This is a genomic window from Mycobacterium gastri, assembly GCF_002102175.1.
GTDB lineage: Bacteria > Actinomycetota > Actinomycetes > Mycobacteriales > Mycobacteriaceae > Mycobacterium > Mycobacterium gastri.
Genome location: NZ_LQOX01000077.1, coordinates 1 through 16175 on the forward strand (window position 1 = coordinate 1; position 16175 = coordinate 16175).

General features: G+C 65.3%; 15 protein-coding genes and 1 pseudogene. 7 read left to right on the top strand and 9 right to left on the bottom strand.

The window, feature by feature from the left end:
* Positions 1 to 414 precede the first annotated feature (414 nt).
* A complete protein-coding gene (dnaB, locus tag AWC07_RS07055) occupies positions 415 to 2226 on the bottom strand; it encodes a replicative DNA helicase (RefSeq protein WP_036412442.1) in 1812 nt (603 codons plus the stop codon).
* Between the two features lie 372 nt (positions 2227 to 2598).
* Between dnaB and AWC07_RS07060 the strand changes: the two genes are divergently transcribed.
* On the top strand, positions 2599 to 2838 hold the full coding sequence (locus AWC07_RS07060; RefSeq protein ID WP_036412440.1) for a hypothetical protein: 240 nt from the start codon (positions 2599 to 2601) through the stop codon (positions 2836 to 2838).
* Here AWC07_RS07060 and rplI read toward each other — a convergent pair.
* The 8 genes from rplI to AWC07_RS07100 form a co-directional block, all read right to left on the bottom strand.
* Positions 2835 to 3293 (bottom strand): 50S ribosomal protein L9, encoded by a 459-nt coding sequence (gene rplI, locus AWC07_RS07065; protein WP_036412439.1) that lies wholly within the window; start codon positions 3291 to 3293, stop codon positions 2835 to 2837. The genes AWC07_RS07060 and rplI overlap by 4 nt on opposite strands.
* Before the next feature lie 41 nt (positions 3294 to 3334).
* A complete protein-coding gene (rpsR, locus tag AWC07_RS07070; protein WP_023369156.1) occupies positions 3335 to 3589 on the bottom strand; it encodes a 30S ribosomal protein S18 in 255 nt (84 codons plus the stop codon).
* 44 nt (positions 3590 to 3633) lie between these two features.
* On the bottom strand, positions 3634 to 4149 hold the full coding sequence (locus AWC07_RS07075; RefSeq protein ID WP_036412436.1) for a single-stranded DNA-binding protein: 516 nt from the start codon (positions 4147 to 4149) through the stop codon (positions 3634 to 3636).
* A 149-nt stretch (positions 4150 to 4298) separates the two neighbouring features.
* Positions 4299 to 4589, bottom strand: coding sequence for a 30S ribosomal protein S6 (rpsF, locus tag AWC07_RS07080; RefSeq protein ID WP_023369150.1), 291 nt, complete (start codon positions 4587 to 4589; stop codon positions 4299 to 4301).
* A 210-nt stretch (positions 4590 to 4799) separates the two neighbouring features.
* Entirely contained in the window at positions 4800 to 5438 is a 639-nt protein-coding gene (locus tag AWC07_RS07085; protein ID WP_036412434.1) for a DJ-1/PfpI family protein, read from the bottom strand.
* Entirely contained in the window at positions 5438 to 7072 is a 1635-nt protein-coding gene (locus AWC07_RS07090; protein WP_036412446.1) for a glycosyltransferase family 87 protein, read from the bottom strand. Before AWC07_RS07090 ends, AWC07_RS07085 begins: the two co-directional genes overlap by 1 nt.
* 8 nt (positions 7073 to 7080) lie before the next feature.
* Positions 7081 to 9600, bottom strand: a complete 2520-nt coding sequence (locus tag AWC07_RS07095; protein ID WP_036412432.1) for a transglycosylase domain-containing protein — start codon at positions 9598 to 9600, stop codon at positions 7081 to 7083.
* Positions 9593 to 10033: a DUF5318 family protein gene (locus AWC07_RS07100; protein ID WP_036412429.1), complete on the bottom strand. Its 441-nt coding sequence runs from the start codon at positions 10031 to 10033 to the stop codon at positions 9593 to 9595. Before AWC07_RS07100 ends, AWC07_RS07095 begins: the two co-directional genes overlap by 8 nt.
* Before the next feature lie 145 nt (positions 10034 to 10178).
* On the opposite strand from AWC07_RS07100, the gene AWC07_RS07105 reads away from it, so the two are divergent.
* The 6 genes and pseudogenes from AWC07_RS07105 to AWC07_RS07130 form a co-directional block, all read left to right on the top strand.
* Positions 10179 to 11048 (top strand): DUF1707 SHOCT-like domain-containing protein, encoded by an 870-nt coding sequence (locus AWC07_RS07105; protein ID WP_036412444.1) that lies wholly within the window; start codon positions 10179 to 10181, stop codon positions 11046 to 11048.
* A 168-nt stretch (positions 11049 to 11216) separates the two neighbouring features.
* Positions 11217 to 11759, top strand: coding sequence for a PadR family transcriptional regulator (locus AWC07_RS07110; protein WP_023369138.1), 543 nt, complete (start codon positions 11217 to 11219; stop codon positions 11757 to 11759).
* A 71-nt stretch (positions 11760 to 11830) separates the two neighbouring features.
* Entirely contained in the window at positions 11831 to 12940 is a 1110-nt protein-coding gene (locus AWC07_RS07115; RefSeq protein ID WP_085105012.1) for an inositol-3-phosphate synthase, read from the top strand.
* 522 nt (positions 12941 to 13462) lie between these two features.
* Complete coding sequence (locus AWC07_RS07120; protein WP_036416619.1) at positions 13463 to 14377, top strand: alpha/beta fold hydrolase; 915 nt, start codon at positions 13463 to 13465, stop codon at positions 14375 to 14377.
* A 36-nt stretch (positions 14378 to 14413) separates the two neighbouring features.
* Positions 14414 to 15202 (top strand): LLM class F420-dependent oxidoreductase, encoded by a 789-nt coding sequence (locus tag AWC07_RS07125; RefSeq protein ID WP_036416617.1) that lies wholly within the window; start codon positions 14414 to 14416, stop codon positions 15200 to 15202.
* Between the two features lie 120 nt (positions 15203 to 15322).
* A pseudogene (locus AWC07_RS07130) lies at positions 15323 to 16055 on the top strand (GntR family transcriptional regulator); the annotation flags it as partial.
* Positions 16056 to 16175 lie beyond the last annotated feature (120 nt).

Below are 16175 nucleotides of genomic sequence, written 5' to 3' on the forward strand. Positions count from 1 at the left end.
CCGGACACCGCCTGGCCAATCAACGGGCACCCGCCAGACTCATCCCGGGATTTGACGGACACCCCGGTTTCGATGTCATCTATGTGCATTTCGACACGTCAACAGCGAATCGCTTGCGCTCACCTTCCCGATCCCCACCTGACACATCGACCTGTGCCTTTTCCACATCGCTCACCACAGTCACGTCACCGCTCCTGCAGCATGTGGCGGTTTGAAGCCACCCCCCGCAGGGCGACTCCGAAGGGCCGACAATCCTTCATCTCCTGCACAGCACCGCTTCGGAAAGCTCTACCTACATCGAACTCCCTTCCACGCTCGGGACACACCCGTCGACGCACCCTTGGGATTCAGCAACCCGTGTGTCTCACGAACTTGGCGGATCCGCCATCACTCCGCCATCATTCGTGATGTAACTCACCGAGCCATGTTGGCGAACCGCGACAAGTGCAGCTGGTGTGCGACGGTCACCGTCTTGGTCGGACCGTTACGGTGCTTGGCGAGAATGAAATCCGCCTCTCCCCCGCGTGGATCGTCACGGTCGAATGCGTCCGGCCGGTGCAGCAGAATCACGACGTCAGCATCTTGTTCCAGGCTTCCCGACTCGCGAAGATCGGACAGCATCGGCTTCTTGTCGGTGCGCTGCTCGGGGCCGCGGTTGAGTTGGCTGATCGCGACCACCGGCACCTCGAGCTCCTTGGCGAGCAGCTTGAGTTGCCGCGAGAATTCCGACACCTCGACCTGCCGCGACTCGTGCTTTTTCCCCGAGGTCATCAGCTGCATGTAGTCGACCACCACCAGACGCAGGCTGGCTTTCTGCCGCAGCCGGCGCGCCTTGGCCCGGATCTCCATCATCGTCATGTTCGGCGAGTCGTCGATATACAGTGGCGCCTCACTGATTTCGCTCATCCGCCGGGCCAACCGCGTCCAGTCATCGTCGGTCATGCGGCCCGAGCGCATATCGGAGAGCTTGATTTTCGCCTCCGCCGACAACAGCCGCATCACGATCTCGGACTTACTCATCTCCAGCGAGAAGATGATGCTGGCGTGGCGGTGTTTGATCGAGCACGACCGCAGGAAGTCCAGCCCGAGGGTGGAGTTGTGGGTCGGCACCATACCGCGACCGGCCAGATAAAGATGTGCGGCGTTGTCCACCTCGACGCAGCGCACCGCGACGCTGGGGACCCGGCGCACCGAGACGACCCGCAAAACCGGTGCCAGCGTGGCGGTGGGCCGGCGTCCGGTGCAACGCACCATGGAGCCGGCCGGCGTGATCGTGTCCAGCCCACAACGCAATTGAGCTGAGGTCCGGATCCCATGGCCGGTCGGCCACTGATGCTCGGCATCGGCGACAATCGTTGTGCCGTCGGAGAACTCGATCCGATAGCACGGGCGTCCCAACATGACATCCGTCGCACCGACCACCCGCGTCGGCAAGCCGTCGGCATCGAGCAACTCATCGCCGACCGCGACGTCGCCCATCGTGGTCCAACCGGCCGGTGTGGGCAGCGGCGTGTCCAGCGCCAGCGCCTTACCCACTCCCGGACGCGCCGCGACGATGATCATCTGCCCCGGGTGCAGGCCGTTGGTCACCTCGTCCAGCTCGCTAAAGCCCGTCAGCACACCGCGCGAGACACCGCCGTTGGATGCGATGGCGTCGATCTCGTCCATCGTCGGCTGCAGCAGATCCTCAAGCGGCACAAAGTCTTCCGACAACCGCCGGTTGGCGACGTCGTAGATTTCCGCCTGGGCGCGGTCGACCACCTCGGCCACGTCGGCGCCCTCGGCACCGGCATAGCCATACTGCACCACCCGGGTGCCCGCCTCAACCAACCGGCGCAGCACCGCCTTCTCCGCGACGATGCTGGCGTAGTAACCCGCATTGGCAGCGGTCGGCACCGTCGAGATCAGGGTATGCAAATACGGTGCGCCGCCGATGCGGCGCAGTAGCCCGCGACGGTCCAGTTCGGCCGCGACCGTCACCGCGTCGGCCGGCTCGCCGCGCCCATACAGGTCGAGGATGGCGTCGTAGACGTTCTGGTGGGCGGGACGATAGAAATCACCGGGCCGCAGCCGTTCCAGCACATCGGCGATGGCGTCCTTGCTCAACAGCATCCCGCCCAGTACGGACTGTTCCGCGGCAAGATCCTGCGGTGGCTGACGGCCGAAGTCCTCACTGGGAGGCGGGGCATCCATTCCGGGGTGGGCGAGATCGTCGACCACCGCCATGGGCCCTCACCTCCTCCGACATGAGCATCCGAACACACATTCGACCGCCGACAACCAGAGCGTAAATCAAGGCTCCGACAACAATCCCCGCTCCCACCTCAATTGGCCGACCATCAACTGGCCGCTACGTCACGGCTGTATCGTCGCCGCCGCAGCTCAATTGACCACCCGCGAGCACCCACATCCCAATGCGCCGAGACGACGCTAAACGTTGCTGGCCGGTCCTCCAAGGGGCCGTTGTCTATGAAACTGTGCATGGTGTGTGCATATCCGTTGACCGCTGTGTTGAACGGGGTGTGCAAAACCTGTGGATCAATGCGGGTAGTTGCGACATCACTGCAGATAAGCGCCATACAACGGCACCCGTATTGTGTGGACAACAATCACCCCGGCGTGTCGGGCCAGGTTACCGCCTCGGGCGTGTTGGTTTTCGCCGAGATTTTCGGCGAGTTAAGCGTTGGTAACGGCAAGCGCGCCAAGACGCCATCGGAAAAGTTCGCCAGCGGCAACCTTTTCGGCAATGCGCCGCGCGGCCCGGCGGCCAGTCACGAGCGGCCGAAAACCCGGTGGGGCCATCGTGGGCTCCACCGGGTGGACAGCTCTGGGGGCTAGGTTTCCGCGATGACGTCGACAGCGATCTCGACGTCGACTTCCGGGTGCAGGTGCACCACCACCGGATGCGTGCCCACCGCCTTGATGTGAGCCTTGGGCAGCCGGACGATCCGCTTGTCGAGGTTCGGGCCGCCCGCCTTCTTGATGGCCGAGACAACGTCGCCCGCGGTCACCGAGCCGAACAGCTTGCCGGAGTCGCCCGCCGTTTTCACCGGCAGTGCGACCGAGCCAAGCGCTTCGATGGCCGCCTTGATTTCGTTGGCATGCTCGCGGCCGCGCACCGCTTTGGAATCGCGGGCGCGGCGGATGTCGTCGGCCTGCCGTTGGGCACCGCGCGATGCCATGATCGCCAGGCCGCGTGGCAGCAAGTAGTTGCGGCCGTACCCGTCCTTGACCTCGACCGTGTCGCCGACGGAACCAAGATGGTCAACGTCGGCCGTCAGAATCAGCTTCATCGTTTGCGTACTTTCGTTGGGCTTGCAGCGCTGACCGTCGGCTACCGCGCCGACGAGGTAAAGGGCAGCAGCGCGACTTCACGGGCATTCTTCACCGCGGTTGCGATGTCTCGTTGGTGCTGCACACAGTTGCCGGTGACCCGGCGTGCCCGGATCTTGCCGCGCTCGCTGATATAGGTCCGCAGCAGCGCGGTGTCCTTGTAGTCGATCTTCTGATCCTTCTTCGCGCAGAAGACGCATTTGCGCGCCTTGACCGGCTTTTCCGGAGCCGGGCGTCGCTTGCTGGACTTGGCCATGTGTGTCTTTCTTTCCGTTGCTCAGTGATGGGACGTGTTGTCGATCAGAAGGGCGGCTCGTCATCGCCGCCGAATGAGCCCGAGGCAGGGGCGCTGCCCCACGGGTCGTCACCGGGACCGGGACCGGGTGCGCCGCCGGCCGGCGGTGCCGCCGGCCGGGAACCGCCGCCGCCAAAGCCGCCACCGCCGCCACTTCGGCTGGCCTTGTTGACTTTGGCGGTGGCGTACCGAAGTGACGGCCCGATCTCGTCGACCTCGACCTCGACGACGGTGCGCTTCTCGCCTTCGCGGGTTTCGAACGAACGTTGCTTGAGCCGGCCGGTGACGATGACCCGTGCACCCCTGGTCAGGCTTTCCGCCACGTTTTCGGCGGCCTCCCGCCAGATGTTGCAGCGCAGGAAAAGCGCCTCGCCGTCCTTCCATTCACCGGTCTGCCGATCGTAGATCCGGGGCGTCGACGCGACGGTGAAATTCGCGACGGCGGCACCCGACGGCGTGAACCGCAGCTCAGGATCGGCGGTCAAATTTCCGACGACAGTGATGGTGGTGTCACCAGCCACAATGGTTCTCCTTGTTCCGCCCGATTCTCGCCTGGCGGGTAGTCATGAGCGTCTTTGACTCGAGCCTATGCAACAGGGCTGACAGCGAGGGCTGGTGCTCGATTTGCCCGGCTCCTTCGCCCCCGCTTCGCGGCCGCATCGTCGCCGGGCTAATGCTTGTCGGCGCGCATCACCTTGGTGCGCAGTACCGACTCGTTGAGGCTCAGCTGGCGGTCGAGCTCGGATACCGTCGCCGGGGCAGCTTTCAGGTCGACGACGACATAGATGCCCTCGGAGTGCTTGGCGATCTCGTAGGCCAACCGCCGCCGGCCCCAGATATCGACCTTTTCGACCTTTCCGCCGTCTTTCCGGACGACGTTCAGGAACGTCTCCAGGGACGGGGCAACGGTGCGTTCGTCGAGAGTGGGATCGAGGATGATCATGATTTCGTATGGACGCATAGGGACCTCATCACCTCCTCTGGTCGTAGCGGCCACGGTCGGTCCGTGGCAGGAGGGTCGCCTGCGTCGGCAACCGTCCCAGGCTACCGGATAGCGCGCCCACCAGAAAAATCACCGAACAACGCCGCGGCCCGCGCCCAGATTGCACCGGTGGTCGCGGTCACGTGCCGAACCACACCCCTCACCGCAATCTCGCCGCCAACAAGCCGGTCACTTCCGGCTGCGCAGGAATTCAGCGGCCCGGATCCTGGTCGCCTCGTCGGCATTGGCCAGCGATCCCGAGGCGAACGGCGGCCGCGGGTCATATTCGATGAGCAGCTGCGCGGCCTGGGCGGCTTCCCGGTCAACCAACAGCTCGACCAACCGCAAAGCCATGTCGATGCCGCTGGAGACCCCGGCGGCGGTGATGATGCGCTGCGGTAGGTGTTCGACGACGCGGTCGGGCACATACTGCGCGCCCAGCTCGTTGAGCTGCTCTGCCGCGCGCCAGTGCGTCGTGGCGGTAAGGCCGTCGAGCAGACCCGCGGCGGCCAGCAACAACGCTCCGGTGCACACCGAGGTGGTGAATCTGGTGTGCGGGTGGACCGATTGCAGCCAGCCACGGATGACCTCGTCATCCAGGAGCACCCGGGTTCCGATGCCACCGGGAAACACCACGACATCGGGGGTGCCGACTTCGTCGAAGGCGGCATCGCAGATAAGGCCGAGCATGCCGTTTTCGGTGCGCAGCTCGCCGCGTCGGTGCCCGACGAAAACCACGTCGATCGACGGAATACGTTGCAGGACTTCATAGGGACCGACGGCGTCCAAGGCGGTGAACCTCGGGAACAGCGGGATGGCGACCTGCATCAGGGCTCCCGCGCGGCAACTGCGCCAGGCGCCGTCCGCTCCGGCCGCGACGCAACGGGGCGCAGCCAGTTCGGCAGCCAGCCGGGTGCGGCGTCTGGGGCGAGGTCGTAACCACCGCCCGCGGGATCGTCGACTCGGCCATTCCAGCGCACCAGATCCTCCCGGGGTCGATATATCTGTCGAATTATCAACGCACACAGCACGATAACAGCGATATCGCGCAGCAGCACCGTCGTGGTGAACCACTGCTGGGGCAGTGAGCGGTTTGGGTTGCCGTACAGGTAATACATCCGCGGTACCCACACCAGCGCGTCAATTGTCATCCACGCCAGCAGAATCCGGCGGTGCGGCAGGGCCAGCGCGGCCAGCGGTACCAACCACAGCGAGAACTGCGGGCTCCACACCTTGTTGGTCAACAGGAATACCGCCACCACCAGAAACACCAGCTGCGCCACCCGCGGCCGCTGCGGCGCGGTGAACGCGATGTAAGCGATTGCGGCACAAGATAATGCAAACAGCACCGTGACGACCGTGTTCAGCACCATCGGCGGCTCCCAGAAGCCCACCCTGGGATCGAAGCCGCGCCAGCCGGTGTAGGACTTCACGACGTTGTACAGCGAATCCATGTCGTCGCCGCGCCGGGTGTTGAGCCGGAAAAACTCAGACCAGCCCCGCGGATAGAGCACCATGATGGGCAGATTGACCACCAGCCAGGTCACCGCCGCGGCCAACACCGTGCGCCGCACGGCACCCAGCCGCCCGGTCCGAATTCCCAGCACCAGCAGCGGGCCCAGGAACAACAGCGGATACAACTTGGCCGCGGCACCCAAACCGATCAGCAGTCCGGCCAGCCACGGTCTGCGCCGCGCCCAGGCCAGCAGTCCACCCATCGCGAAAGCCGTTGCCAGTGCGTCGAAGTTGGTGAATATCTGGAAGATCAACAGCGGCGATGCTGCCACCAATGCCGCATCCCAGATCCGGCGGGCGGCCAGGCCCGAGGTTGCCCACACGGTAGCCAACCACGCGATCGCCAGCCCGAACGCCGCGGCGTTGAAGAACATCACCACTTCAGCGATCACCGGTAGCGGCGTGACGTTGCTCAACGCGGTGTAGGTCTTGGCAATAGCCATCGCGACGTACTGGTATATCCCGGTCAACACCGGATATTCCATGTGGCGCACCGCGACCTGTCCGTCGTATTGGATCTGCGGTGCGCCGGTGCTGTCGGTTTCGATCCAGCTGGACTTGTAGGGAAACTTGCCCTGGCTCAACAGCTCTGCGCCGTAGAGCGGCACCGTGTCGGAGTAGCACAATTCGTAATAGGCGCGCTGGTTGTCCCAGTTGGCCACCCTCTTGTCACCCGGCCCGGTCCCGGTGCTCTGCAGGCAGGCGGCCTTCGTCGACCAGCCGAGCGCCAGAAACACCAACGCGATCACTAGCATCACCCGCAACGGGGTCATGAACCGGGCCCGCCCGATCAGGGCGTGCCGGCCCACCGGTCCGCCGATGACATCGGCCAGAGCAGAACCTAAAACATCGGTGCGGCTGGGGAAATCGCGGGTGTCTGCACTACGTAGGTCGCAGGCCAACGGCGCGGGCGAGGTAGCTGAGACGGTTGCGGGATTGGTCCGGATAATAGCCGTCACGGTGGCGGTGTGGGATTGTCAGTCGGCGGTGGCGCGGACGGCGGCCCGGGCGCGAGGGTCACGGTGGTGGGCGGACCGACGGGGATGGTGATCCCCGGCGCCACTTCGACGGTGGGTTGAATGACGGTCTCCGAAGGGGGTGCCGCTGGCGGCGGTGGCGGCGGTGCCGGCACACCGGCGTAGCCGCCTATCTCGGTGGGCTTGGGGAAGCTCTCGTCCTGAGAGCCCTTCAGCGCCCCGTCCATGGTCGCCTTCCAGATGTCCGATGGCAGACCCGAGCCGTAAACCGCTGCGCCCGAGGCGGTCACCAGCGGCTCGTCGCCCTTGACCGTCCCGACCCATACGGCGGTGGACAGTGACGGGGTGTAGCCGACCATCCAGGCGTCCTTATTGGCGGTGGTGTCACCCAATTGCACCGTGCCGGTCTTGGCGGCCGAAGGCCGGCCGCCGGCCAGGTTGTGGCCGCGTGAATAGCCCGCGATCGGCATCATCGCCGCGGTGACGTTGTCGGCCACGGCTTTGGGGACGCGCTGCTCGCCGGAGTCGTTCTGGGTGGCGGCGTCGAAGAGGACCTGACCTTCCGCGTTGACCACCTTTTGGACGAAGTGCGGCCGGTGATAGATGCCCGACGCGGCCAGCGTGGCGTACGCCGTCGCCATATCGATCACCCGGGTTTGGTACTGGCCCAACACAATCCCATTGTTCGGCGGCCCGCCTTTGCCATCCTCGGACAGCGTGTGGGGTACGCCCGGGAAACTGTCGGCCACACCGGCTTGGTGGGCGGCGTCGGCGACGGCCTGGGGGCCGCCCTTCAGTTTGAGCATCAGCCGGTAATAGGAGGTGTTCAGCGACATCTTGAGCGCCTCGCCGATGTTGCACGTCCCGCAACCTTCGCCGTCGACATTGGTGATCTTGATGCCGTCGACCGTGAGCGGTGAACTGTCGACCTGATACCCCAGCCCGATTCCCTGCTCGAGGGCCGCCACCAACGCGAACACCTTGAACGACGATCCGGTCTGCAATCCGGCCTGGGCGAAGTCGTAGCCGTTGGCGTTGTCGCCGCCGTAGTAGGCGCGCACGCCTCCGTTATGCGGGTCAATGGACACCACCGCCGCCCGCATATCGGCATCCTGCCCGTCGAGGTATTTGGCCACCGCCTTTTCGGCCGCCCGCTGGGCCTGCGGATCGATCGTGGTGGTGACTTGCAAACCCTGGGTGTTCAGGGTCTGCTCATCGATGTTGAACAGCTCCAATAATTCCTTGGTCACCTGTCGTTCGATCAGCCCGTTGGGACCGGTGGTCTGGTTTTCCGCGCTGGCCTGCTCCGGCGGCACGGTCTTGGGGAACCGCTGTTCGGCGCGGTCCTGAGCGGACAGGGCCTTTGTCTCGACCATGCCGTCGAGCACCCAGTTCCACCGCGCGAGTGCGCCTTCCGGGTCGACCGCCGGGTCCAGCGTGGACGGTCGCCTGATCAGCGCCGCCAGCAACGCCCCCTCGGACACGGTGAGCTGCTCGACCGGCTTGTCGAAATAGGCCTTCGAAGCCGCCGAGATCCCGTAAGCACCCCGCCCGAAATAGATGATGTTCAAATAAGCCTGGAGTACGTCGTCTTTGGACCACTCCCCGGACATCTTGGTCGCGATGACCAATTCCTTGGACTTGCGCAGCAGGCCGCTCCACCCGTGCTGCGCGGAACCGACCAGCGCGTTCTTGACGTACTGCTGGGTGATCGTGGAACCGCCCTGCAGATCGCCGCCGAACAGGTTGTTCTTCACCGCCCGGGCAAAACCGCTGAACGAGAAGCCGGGGTTCGAGTAAAAGCCGCGGTCCTCAGCGGCGATGACCGCCTGACGAACGTGCAGCGGAACCTGGCTGAGGTTGACGTCGACGCGATTGCCTTCAGGCGGAACGATTTTGGCAATTTCAGAGCCATCGCTGGCCAGAATCGTGGAGACCTGGTTGGTCCGGATGTCCCCCGGCCTCGGCACGTCGACGATGAAGTAGGCCATGGTGAAGGTGGCGATCGGCAACAGGATCATCGCCGCTGCGGCGAAGGCTGCCGACCGCCGCACCCATTTCCAGTTGATCTGCCGGAGCCAGTCGGGTCCCGGCCGGGCGGACCGTGCGCCCGTCGGCCCGCCCGAGCCGGGTGGGCCAGGCGGCCCCGGTCTACGGGCAGGGCCGCTTAGCCGCTCGTGCCGAGGGCGCGGCTCAGGACTGTTCAACGCCGCCTTGACCTGCTCCAGCGGGTCGCGATGCAGGGGCGTCGTCGGCGGATTGTCCAGGGCAGCCCTGACTTCCTCGATCGGGTCCGGGTGCCGAGACGATCGGTCATCGGTCACCGGCGGAATGATCGTGGTCATTCGATCATCGGGCGGAACCTGGCGGCGCGAGCCCGCCGACGGACGCGCCGCCTCCGGGCCACCGGGGTTCCCGTGAGGTTGATCCACACCCCCAGTCGCCGATCCACCTGGTGCGTCACTCGACGACTGGTGGTGGCGCCCTTCGCTATTCACTGGCCGTGCGGGCGCCGTTGCGCGCCGTCCGCGTTCCAGCCCCCCTGGGAGCCTTCGGGGGTTGCGCAGGGCGTGCTCCGCCCAGCACATACGACTTGACCAGATGATTCCAACTGCAGGTCCGGCACACCTCCACAACGTGGACCGCAAACTCGGCGAACCGGGTGGCGAGCATGACCAGCTCCTCGGCGGTCCGCGCCGATCCCGAGATCGCGCCCAGGTGCTCGCCGAACACCCAGGACACGATCGTCAACTGCTCCTTGCGGCAGATCGGGCAGACCACCCGGCTTGGTTTCCCGTGAAACTTTGCGGCGCGCAACAGATAGGGATTCGCGTCACAGACCTCGGACACGCCGGTGCGCCCCGAGTACACCTCGGCCAGCAGTGAACGCCGGCGAAGCGCGTAGTCCACCACCTGTCGCTGCAGTTGCACGCTGACCAGAGTACGTCGCTTTCGCGTCGCGCCGATGCAGCCCGGGCGCGGCCTGGGCAGGAGCGGCGGCACTCGAACGCGCGTCACAGACACGCAACCGATGCTGTATCGCGTGCCGAGAGGCCGGACTTCTACGATCATGCCCGTGGCGAAATGGCTGGGCACACCGCTTGCTCGTGGAGGATCGACGACGACCCGGGCCAAGGACAGCGACCGGCAAGACGCCTGCCAGATTCTTGACGCCGCCCTCAACGACGGCCAGCTCTCGATGGAAGAGCACCGAGATCGGGTGAGCACCGCCACCAAGGCCGTGACGCTGGGCGACCTGCAGGACCTGATCGCCGATCTGCAGTCCGAGAGTGCGCCCGCAGAGGTTCCCGCACTCAAGTCGCGGGCGCGGCGCAACGGATTGGCGCTGCTCGCGGCCGCATTCGGGGTGTCGGTGCTGTTGGGTGTCGGCATCGGCTGGGGTTTGTACGGCAACACCAGCTCACCGCTGGATTTCACGACGGATCCGGGAGCCAAGCCCGACGGCGTCGCGGCCGTGGTGCTGACCCCGCCGAAGCAGTTGCACTCCCTCGGTGGGCTGACCGGTCTGCTGGAGCAGACGCGCAAAAGGTTCGGCGACACCATGGGGTACCGCTTGGTGATCTATCCGACGTACGCGGTGCTCGATCGCAAGGACCCGGCCGACGACCGAAGGGTGCTTAGTTACACCTATCGCGGCGGCTGGGGCGATCCGACCAGCTCCGCTAAGAGCGGTAGCGATGGGGCCCTGGTCGATCTGGGCAAGTTCGACGTGAAGGCGACGGTGGGGATCATGCGGGGGGCCGCGGAAACGTTGGGCATGAAGCAGTCCGATGTCACCAACATGTACCTGGTCATCGATCCGGCCGAAGACCCGACCGCGCCCGGGGAGCTATCGCTGTCGGTGTATGTTTCCAGCGACTACGGCAGCGGCTATCTCGTCTTTGCCGGCGACGGCACCCTCAAACAGGTCAGTTACCCGTCGTAGCGAAGCCGCCGCGCGACGCGCGCGCGTCGCTCACACGTGACGAACAACTCACCAACGACGCGTGGTGTTGTGGCAAATATATCGAAACGATACGATGACGCGAGGCGTCGAACCGCTAACTAGTTCACGCAACCGGCCATACAACAGCCATACAAAGGGGGTGACCCGATGCTGGAACTTGCCATTCTGGGCCTTCTGATCGAGTCGCCCATGCACGGCTACGAGTTGCGTAAACGGCTGACCGGTTTGCTCGGCGCGTTTCGAGCATTCTCGTACGGCTCGCTGTATCCGGCGCTGCGGCGGATGCAGGCCGAGGGGCTGATCGCGGAGAACGCCGCGCCGGCGGGCACGCCGGTGCGGCGCGCGCGCCGGGTCTACCAGCTGACCGACGAGGGCCGGCGACGGTTTGCCGAACTGGTCGCCGACACCGGCCCGCACAACTACACCGACGACGGCTTCGGGGTGCACCTCGCGTTCTTCAACCGCACTCCGGCCGAGGCGCGAATGCGCATCCTGGAAGGCCGTCGCCGCCAGGTCGAAGAACGCCGCGAAGGCCTGCGCGAAGCGGTGGCACGGGCCAGCAACTCGTTGGACCGCTATACCCGGCAACTGCACCAACTCGGGCTCGAGTCCAGCGAGCGCGAGGTCAAGTGGCTCAACGAGCTCATCGCCGCAGAACGGGCAGCGCCCAATCACGCCGAACAGACGTGAACTCTGCACAACAGCCCTGCACAACGACACAAAACACTGCCGGAAAGCTATGAGGTTAGGAGAACGCCCGAATGAGTGAGTACAAGCCGTTAGGGGCGCCGGAGGCGCAGCCTGAGGTACGGGTCGCCATCGTCGGCGTCGGCAACTGCGCGTCCTCGCTGGTCCAGGGCGTCGAGTACTACCACAACGCCGACGACTCCTCGACGGTGCCGGGGCTGATGCACGTGCGGTTCGGCCCGTATCACGTCCGCGACGTCAAGTTCGTCGCGGCGTTCGATGTGGACGCCAAGAAGGTCGGCTTCGACCTGTCGGACGCGATCTTCGCCTCGGAGAACAACACCATCAAGATCGCCGACGTGGCGCCCACCAACGTCGTGGTCCAGCGTGGCCCGACGTTGGACGGCATCGGCAAGTACTACGCCGACACCATCGAGCTGTCCGACGCCGAGCCCGTTGACGTGGTTCAGGTGCTGCGGGACACCAAGGTCGACGTGCTGGTCTCCTACCTCCCGGTGGGTTCGGAAGAAGCCGACAAGTTCTACGCCCAGTGCGCCATCGACGCCGGGGTGGCGTTCGTCAATGCGCTGCCGGTGTTCATCGCCTCCGACCCGGTGTGGGCCAAGAAGTTCGCCGACGCCGGAGTGCCGATCGTCGGTGACGACATCAAGAGCCAGGTCGGGGCGACGATCACGCACCGGGTGCTGGCCAAGTTGTTCGAGGACCGCGGTGTGCAGCTGGACCGCACCATGCAGCTCAACGTGGGCGGCAACATGGACTTCCTCAACATGCTCGAACGGGAACGGCTGGAATCGAAGAAGATCTCCAAGACGCAGGCGGTCACCTCCAACCTGCAGCGCGAGTTCAAGACCAAGGATGTGCACATCGGCCCGTCCGACCATGTCGGCTGGCTCGACGACCGCAAATGGGCCTACGTGCGCCTGGAAGGGCGTGCCTTCGGTGACGTGCCGCTGAACCTGGAATACAAGCTCGAGGTGTGGGATTCGCCGAACTCGGCCGGCGTCATCATCGACGCGGTGCGCGCGGCGAAGATCGCCAAGGACCGCGGCGTCGGCGGACCGGTGATCCCGGCATCGGCCTACCTGATGAAGAGCCCGCCGCAGCAGTTGCCGGACGACATTGCGCGCGCGCAACTCGAAGAGTTCATCATCGGGTCCGACTAAAAGCGTCTTTTCGCCGCCGGGCCTGCCTCACACGTGAATGCGGGTTGCCGACGGCAACCAGGTCCTCGCCAGAACGACCATGCCCCGCATCGTCCCTAAGAGCGGTCGTGGGGCTGCGCCCCGGTGTGCGGAGATGAAAATCGCGTACTGACGCGGTTGGGTCGGCGGCTGATGGCGCCGAGTGTGCAACGCTGACGACGCTGCGGCGGAGTGACATCCGACTCGGTGAGCACGTGAGACATCCGGCTAACACCTGCCATCACAAGGGGTTTGAGCGACGGTGTGGTATCGACGTGCTGAAACAGAGCCCAGGTGTGCGTGGCATTCAACGCTGCGCAAGCGGACATCGTTGACCAGCAGCATTCGTGATCACCATGAATTTCCGAGTGAGAGCTAGAAAGCGGCCTGCGGCACCGCATTCCCGTAGACCAGAAGCGCGATGGTGCCCGCCACTCCCCGATGACAAAGCGATCCCCCGTGACGCTCGCATGACGCTCGGGCAGGACTCGTAGAGTCGGAGCCGTGACCGAGATTTCCGACGACGAACTGGCCGGACTCTCCGAATTCGATCTGCTGGCCGAAAACGCCGAGCAGGCCGGTGCTACCGGCCCGCTGCCGGAAGTAGAGCGGGTGGAAGCCGACACCGCCGCGGGCAGAATCAGCGCGCTGCGCTGGGGCGGCTCGGCGCCGCGAGTGGTCTTCCTCCACGGCGGCGGCCAGAATGCCCACACCTGGGACACCGTGATCGTCGGCCTTGGCGAGCCGGCGCTGGCGGTAGATCTGCCGGGGCACGGTCATTCCGGTTGGCGCGAGGACGGCGAGTACTCGCCGCAGCACAATGCCGACGCCCTGGCCCCGGTGCTGCGGGAGCTGGCACCGGCGGCCGAATTCGTCGTCGGGATGTCGCTGGGCGGGCTCACCGCGATCCGGCTGGGCGCGGTCGCCCCCGAGCTCGTCGACGAGCTCGTCGTCATCGACGTCACCCCGTCGGCGCTGCAGCGACACGCCGAAATGACCGCCGACCAGCGCGGCACGGTGGCGCTGATGCACGGTGAGCGAGAATTTCCCAGCTTCCAGGCGATGCTGGACCTGACCATCGCCGCGGCGCCGCATCGCGAGGTGAAGGCGTTGCGCCGCGGCGTGTTCCACAACTCCCGTCGACTCGACAACGGCAACTGGACCTGGCGCTACGACGCCATCCGCAGCTTCCCGGACTTCGCCAGTTTGTGGGATGACGTCGACGCGTTGTCGGCACCGATCACCCTCGTGCGCGGCGGTAAGTCGGGCTTTGTCACCGACGAAGATGTTGCCGAATTAAGCAGGCGTGCAACGCATTTTCGTGGTGCGCACATCGTTCCGGATTCGGGCCACTCGGTGCAAAGCGACCAACCGCGCGCGCTGGTCGACATCCTGCGCGGAGTGTTCGGCAGACGCTGAGCGTGCTGCCCAGGGCGCCGGGCCTACCGTGGTCGTATGACCTCAGCCGCGCATCCCGAGCTTCCCATCCGCATCGGCGTGCAGCTCCAGCCGCAGCACGCCCCGCACTACGGCCACATCCGCGACGCCGTCCGCCGCTGCGAGGACATCGGCGTCGACATCGCCTTCAACTGGGACCACTTCTTCCCGCTCTACGGCGATCCCGACGGTGCGCACTTCGAATGCTGGACCATGCTCGGAGCGTGGGCCGAGCAGACGTCGCGCATCCAGATCGGCGCCCTGGTGACCTGCAACTCCTATCGCAATCCGGAGCTGCTGGCCGACATGGCCCGTACCGTCGATCACATTTCGGATGGCCGCCTCGTGCTGGGCATCGGTTCGGGCTGGAAGCAAAAGGACTACGACGAATACGGCTACGAATTCGGCACCGCCGGCAGTCGCCTCGACGATCTGGCCGCCGCGCTCCCGCGAATCAAGGCCCGACTCGCGAAACTGAATCCACCGCCCACCCGTGATATTCCGGTGCTGATCGGCGGCGGCGGCGAACGCAAGACGCTGCGACTGGTGGCCGAACACGCCGACATGTGGCACAGCTTCACCGCCGCCGACGAGTTCGGGGCCAAGGCCGCGGTATTGAACCGGCACTGCGCCGATGTCGGCCGGGATCCGGCCGCGATCGAACGCTCGGCCTCGGTAACGGGCGGGATCGCTGACGCCGAAGCCCTCACCCGGCTTGGGGTCACGCTGCTGACGGTCGGCTGCGACGGTCCCGATTACGACCTCACCGCCGCTGAAGCGCTCTGCAGATGGCGTGACAGTCGGTAGTTTGCGTTTGCGTCGATTTCTGCGCCAAACACCCGAACGCGCGCAGCCAGTCATGAGAAACTTGCCAGCGCCGATAGCCGCAGCGGCTGAAAAAGACTCGACGGAACTCGACGGATAGTGATGCCTAAGAAATATGGGATCAAGGAAAAAGACCAGGTCGTTTCCCACATCCTCGACCTGATTCTGACTGGCAAACTGCGCAGCGGCGACCGTGTCGACCGTAATGAAATCGCGCAGGGCTTGGGGGTCAGCCGCGTCCCGATACAAGAGGCGCTGGTGCAACTCGAACACGACGGCGTCGTGTCGACTCGCTACCACCGCGGGGCGTTCATCGAGCGGTTCGACGAAGCCACCGTCCTCGAACATCACGAGCTCGACGGCCTGCTCAACGGCATTGCTTCGGCACGAGCCGCGGCCAACCCCACACCGCGGATCTTGGGCCAGCTCGACGCGCTGATGCGCTCGTTGCACACGTCGAAGGAACCGCGGACTTTCTCCGAAGTCGCGCACGAATACCGTCGAACGGTCAACGACGAGTACGCGGGGCCGCGGCTGCACGCCAGCATCCGTGCCTCGCAAAACCTGATTCCCCGCGTTTTTTGGCTGACCTACCAGAACGGCCGCGACGACATGCTGTCGTTCTACGAAGACGAGCATTCCGCAATACATCGGCGTGATCCGGAAGCCGCGCGGGCCGCATGTATCGGACGCTCCCAGCTGATGGCTCATACGATGCTGGCCGAACTATTCCGCCGCGGAGTCTTCACGCCGCACGGCGGGATCGCGCCGGACCAGGTTCCGGTACGCCTCACGGCCATGGCTCCGGAGCCATCGGCCGTCGGCGTTCTGGCCGGCCCTCTCGAACCGTCGTCGATCGTGCTCTGAGCGGCGCGCGCCATCCGGTCGGCCGATACGGTGGCGGTGATGAGTCCACGCGCGGATCCCCGCACCAGAAGCGGGCGCAGACTGCTGG

Bases quoted from the DNA above. Each gene is read 5' to 3' on its own strand.
- AWC07_RS07125 (WP_036416617.1), top strand. From the start codon at position 14,414: ATGACCTCAGCCGCGCATCCCGAGCTTCCCATCCGCATCGGCGTGCAG.
- rplI (WP_036412439.1), bottom strand. From the start codon at position 3,293: ATGAAGCTGATTCTGACGGCCGACGTTGACCATCTTGGTTCCGTCGGC.
- dnaB (WP_036412442.1), bottom strand. From the start codon at position 2,226: ATGGCGGTGGTCGACGATCTCGCCCACCCCGGAATGGATGCCCCGCCT.
- AWC07_RS07115 (WP_085105012.1), top strand. From the start codon at position 11,831: ATGAGTGAGTACAAGCCGTTAGGGGCGCCGGAGGCGCAGCCTGAGGTA.
- AWC07_RS07110 (WP_023369138.1), top strand. From the start codon at position 11,217: ATGCTGGAACTTGCCATTCTGGGCCTTCTGATCGAGTCGCCCATGCAC.
- AWC07_RS07085 (WP_036412434.1), bottom strand. From the start codon at position 5,438: ATGCAGGTCGCCATCCCGCTGTTCCCGAGGTTCACCGCCTTGGACGCC.
- rpsR (WP_023369156.1), bottom strand. From the start codon at position 3,589: ATGGCCAAGTCCAGCAAGCGACGCCCGGCTCCGGAAAAGCCGGTCAAG.
- rpsF (WP_023369150.1), bottom strand. From the start codon at position 4,589: ATGCGTCCATACGAAATCATGATCATCCTCGATCCCACTCTCGACGAA.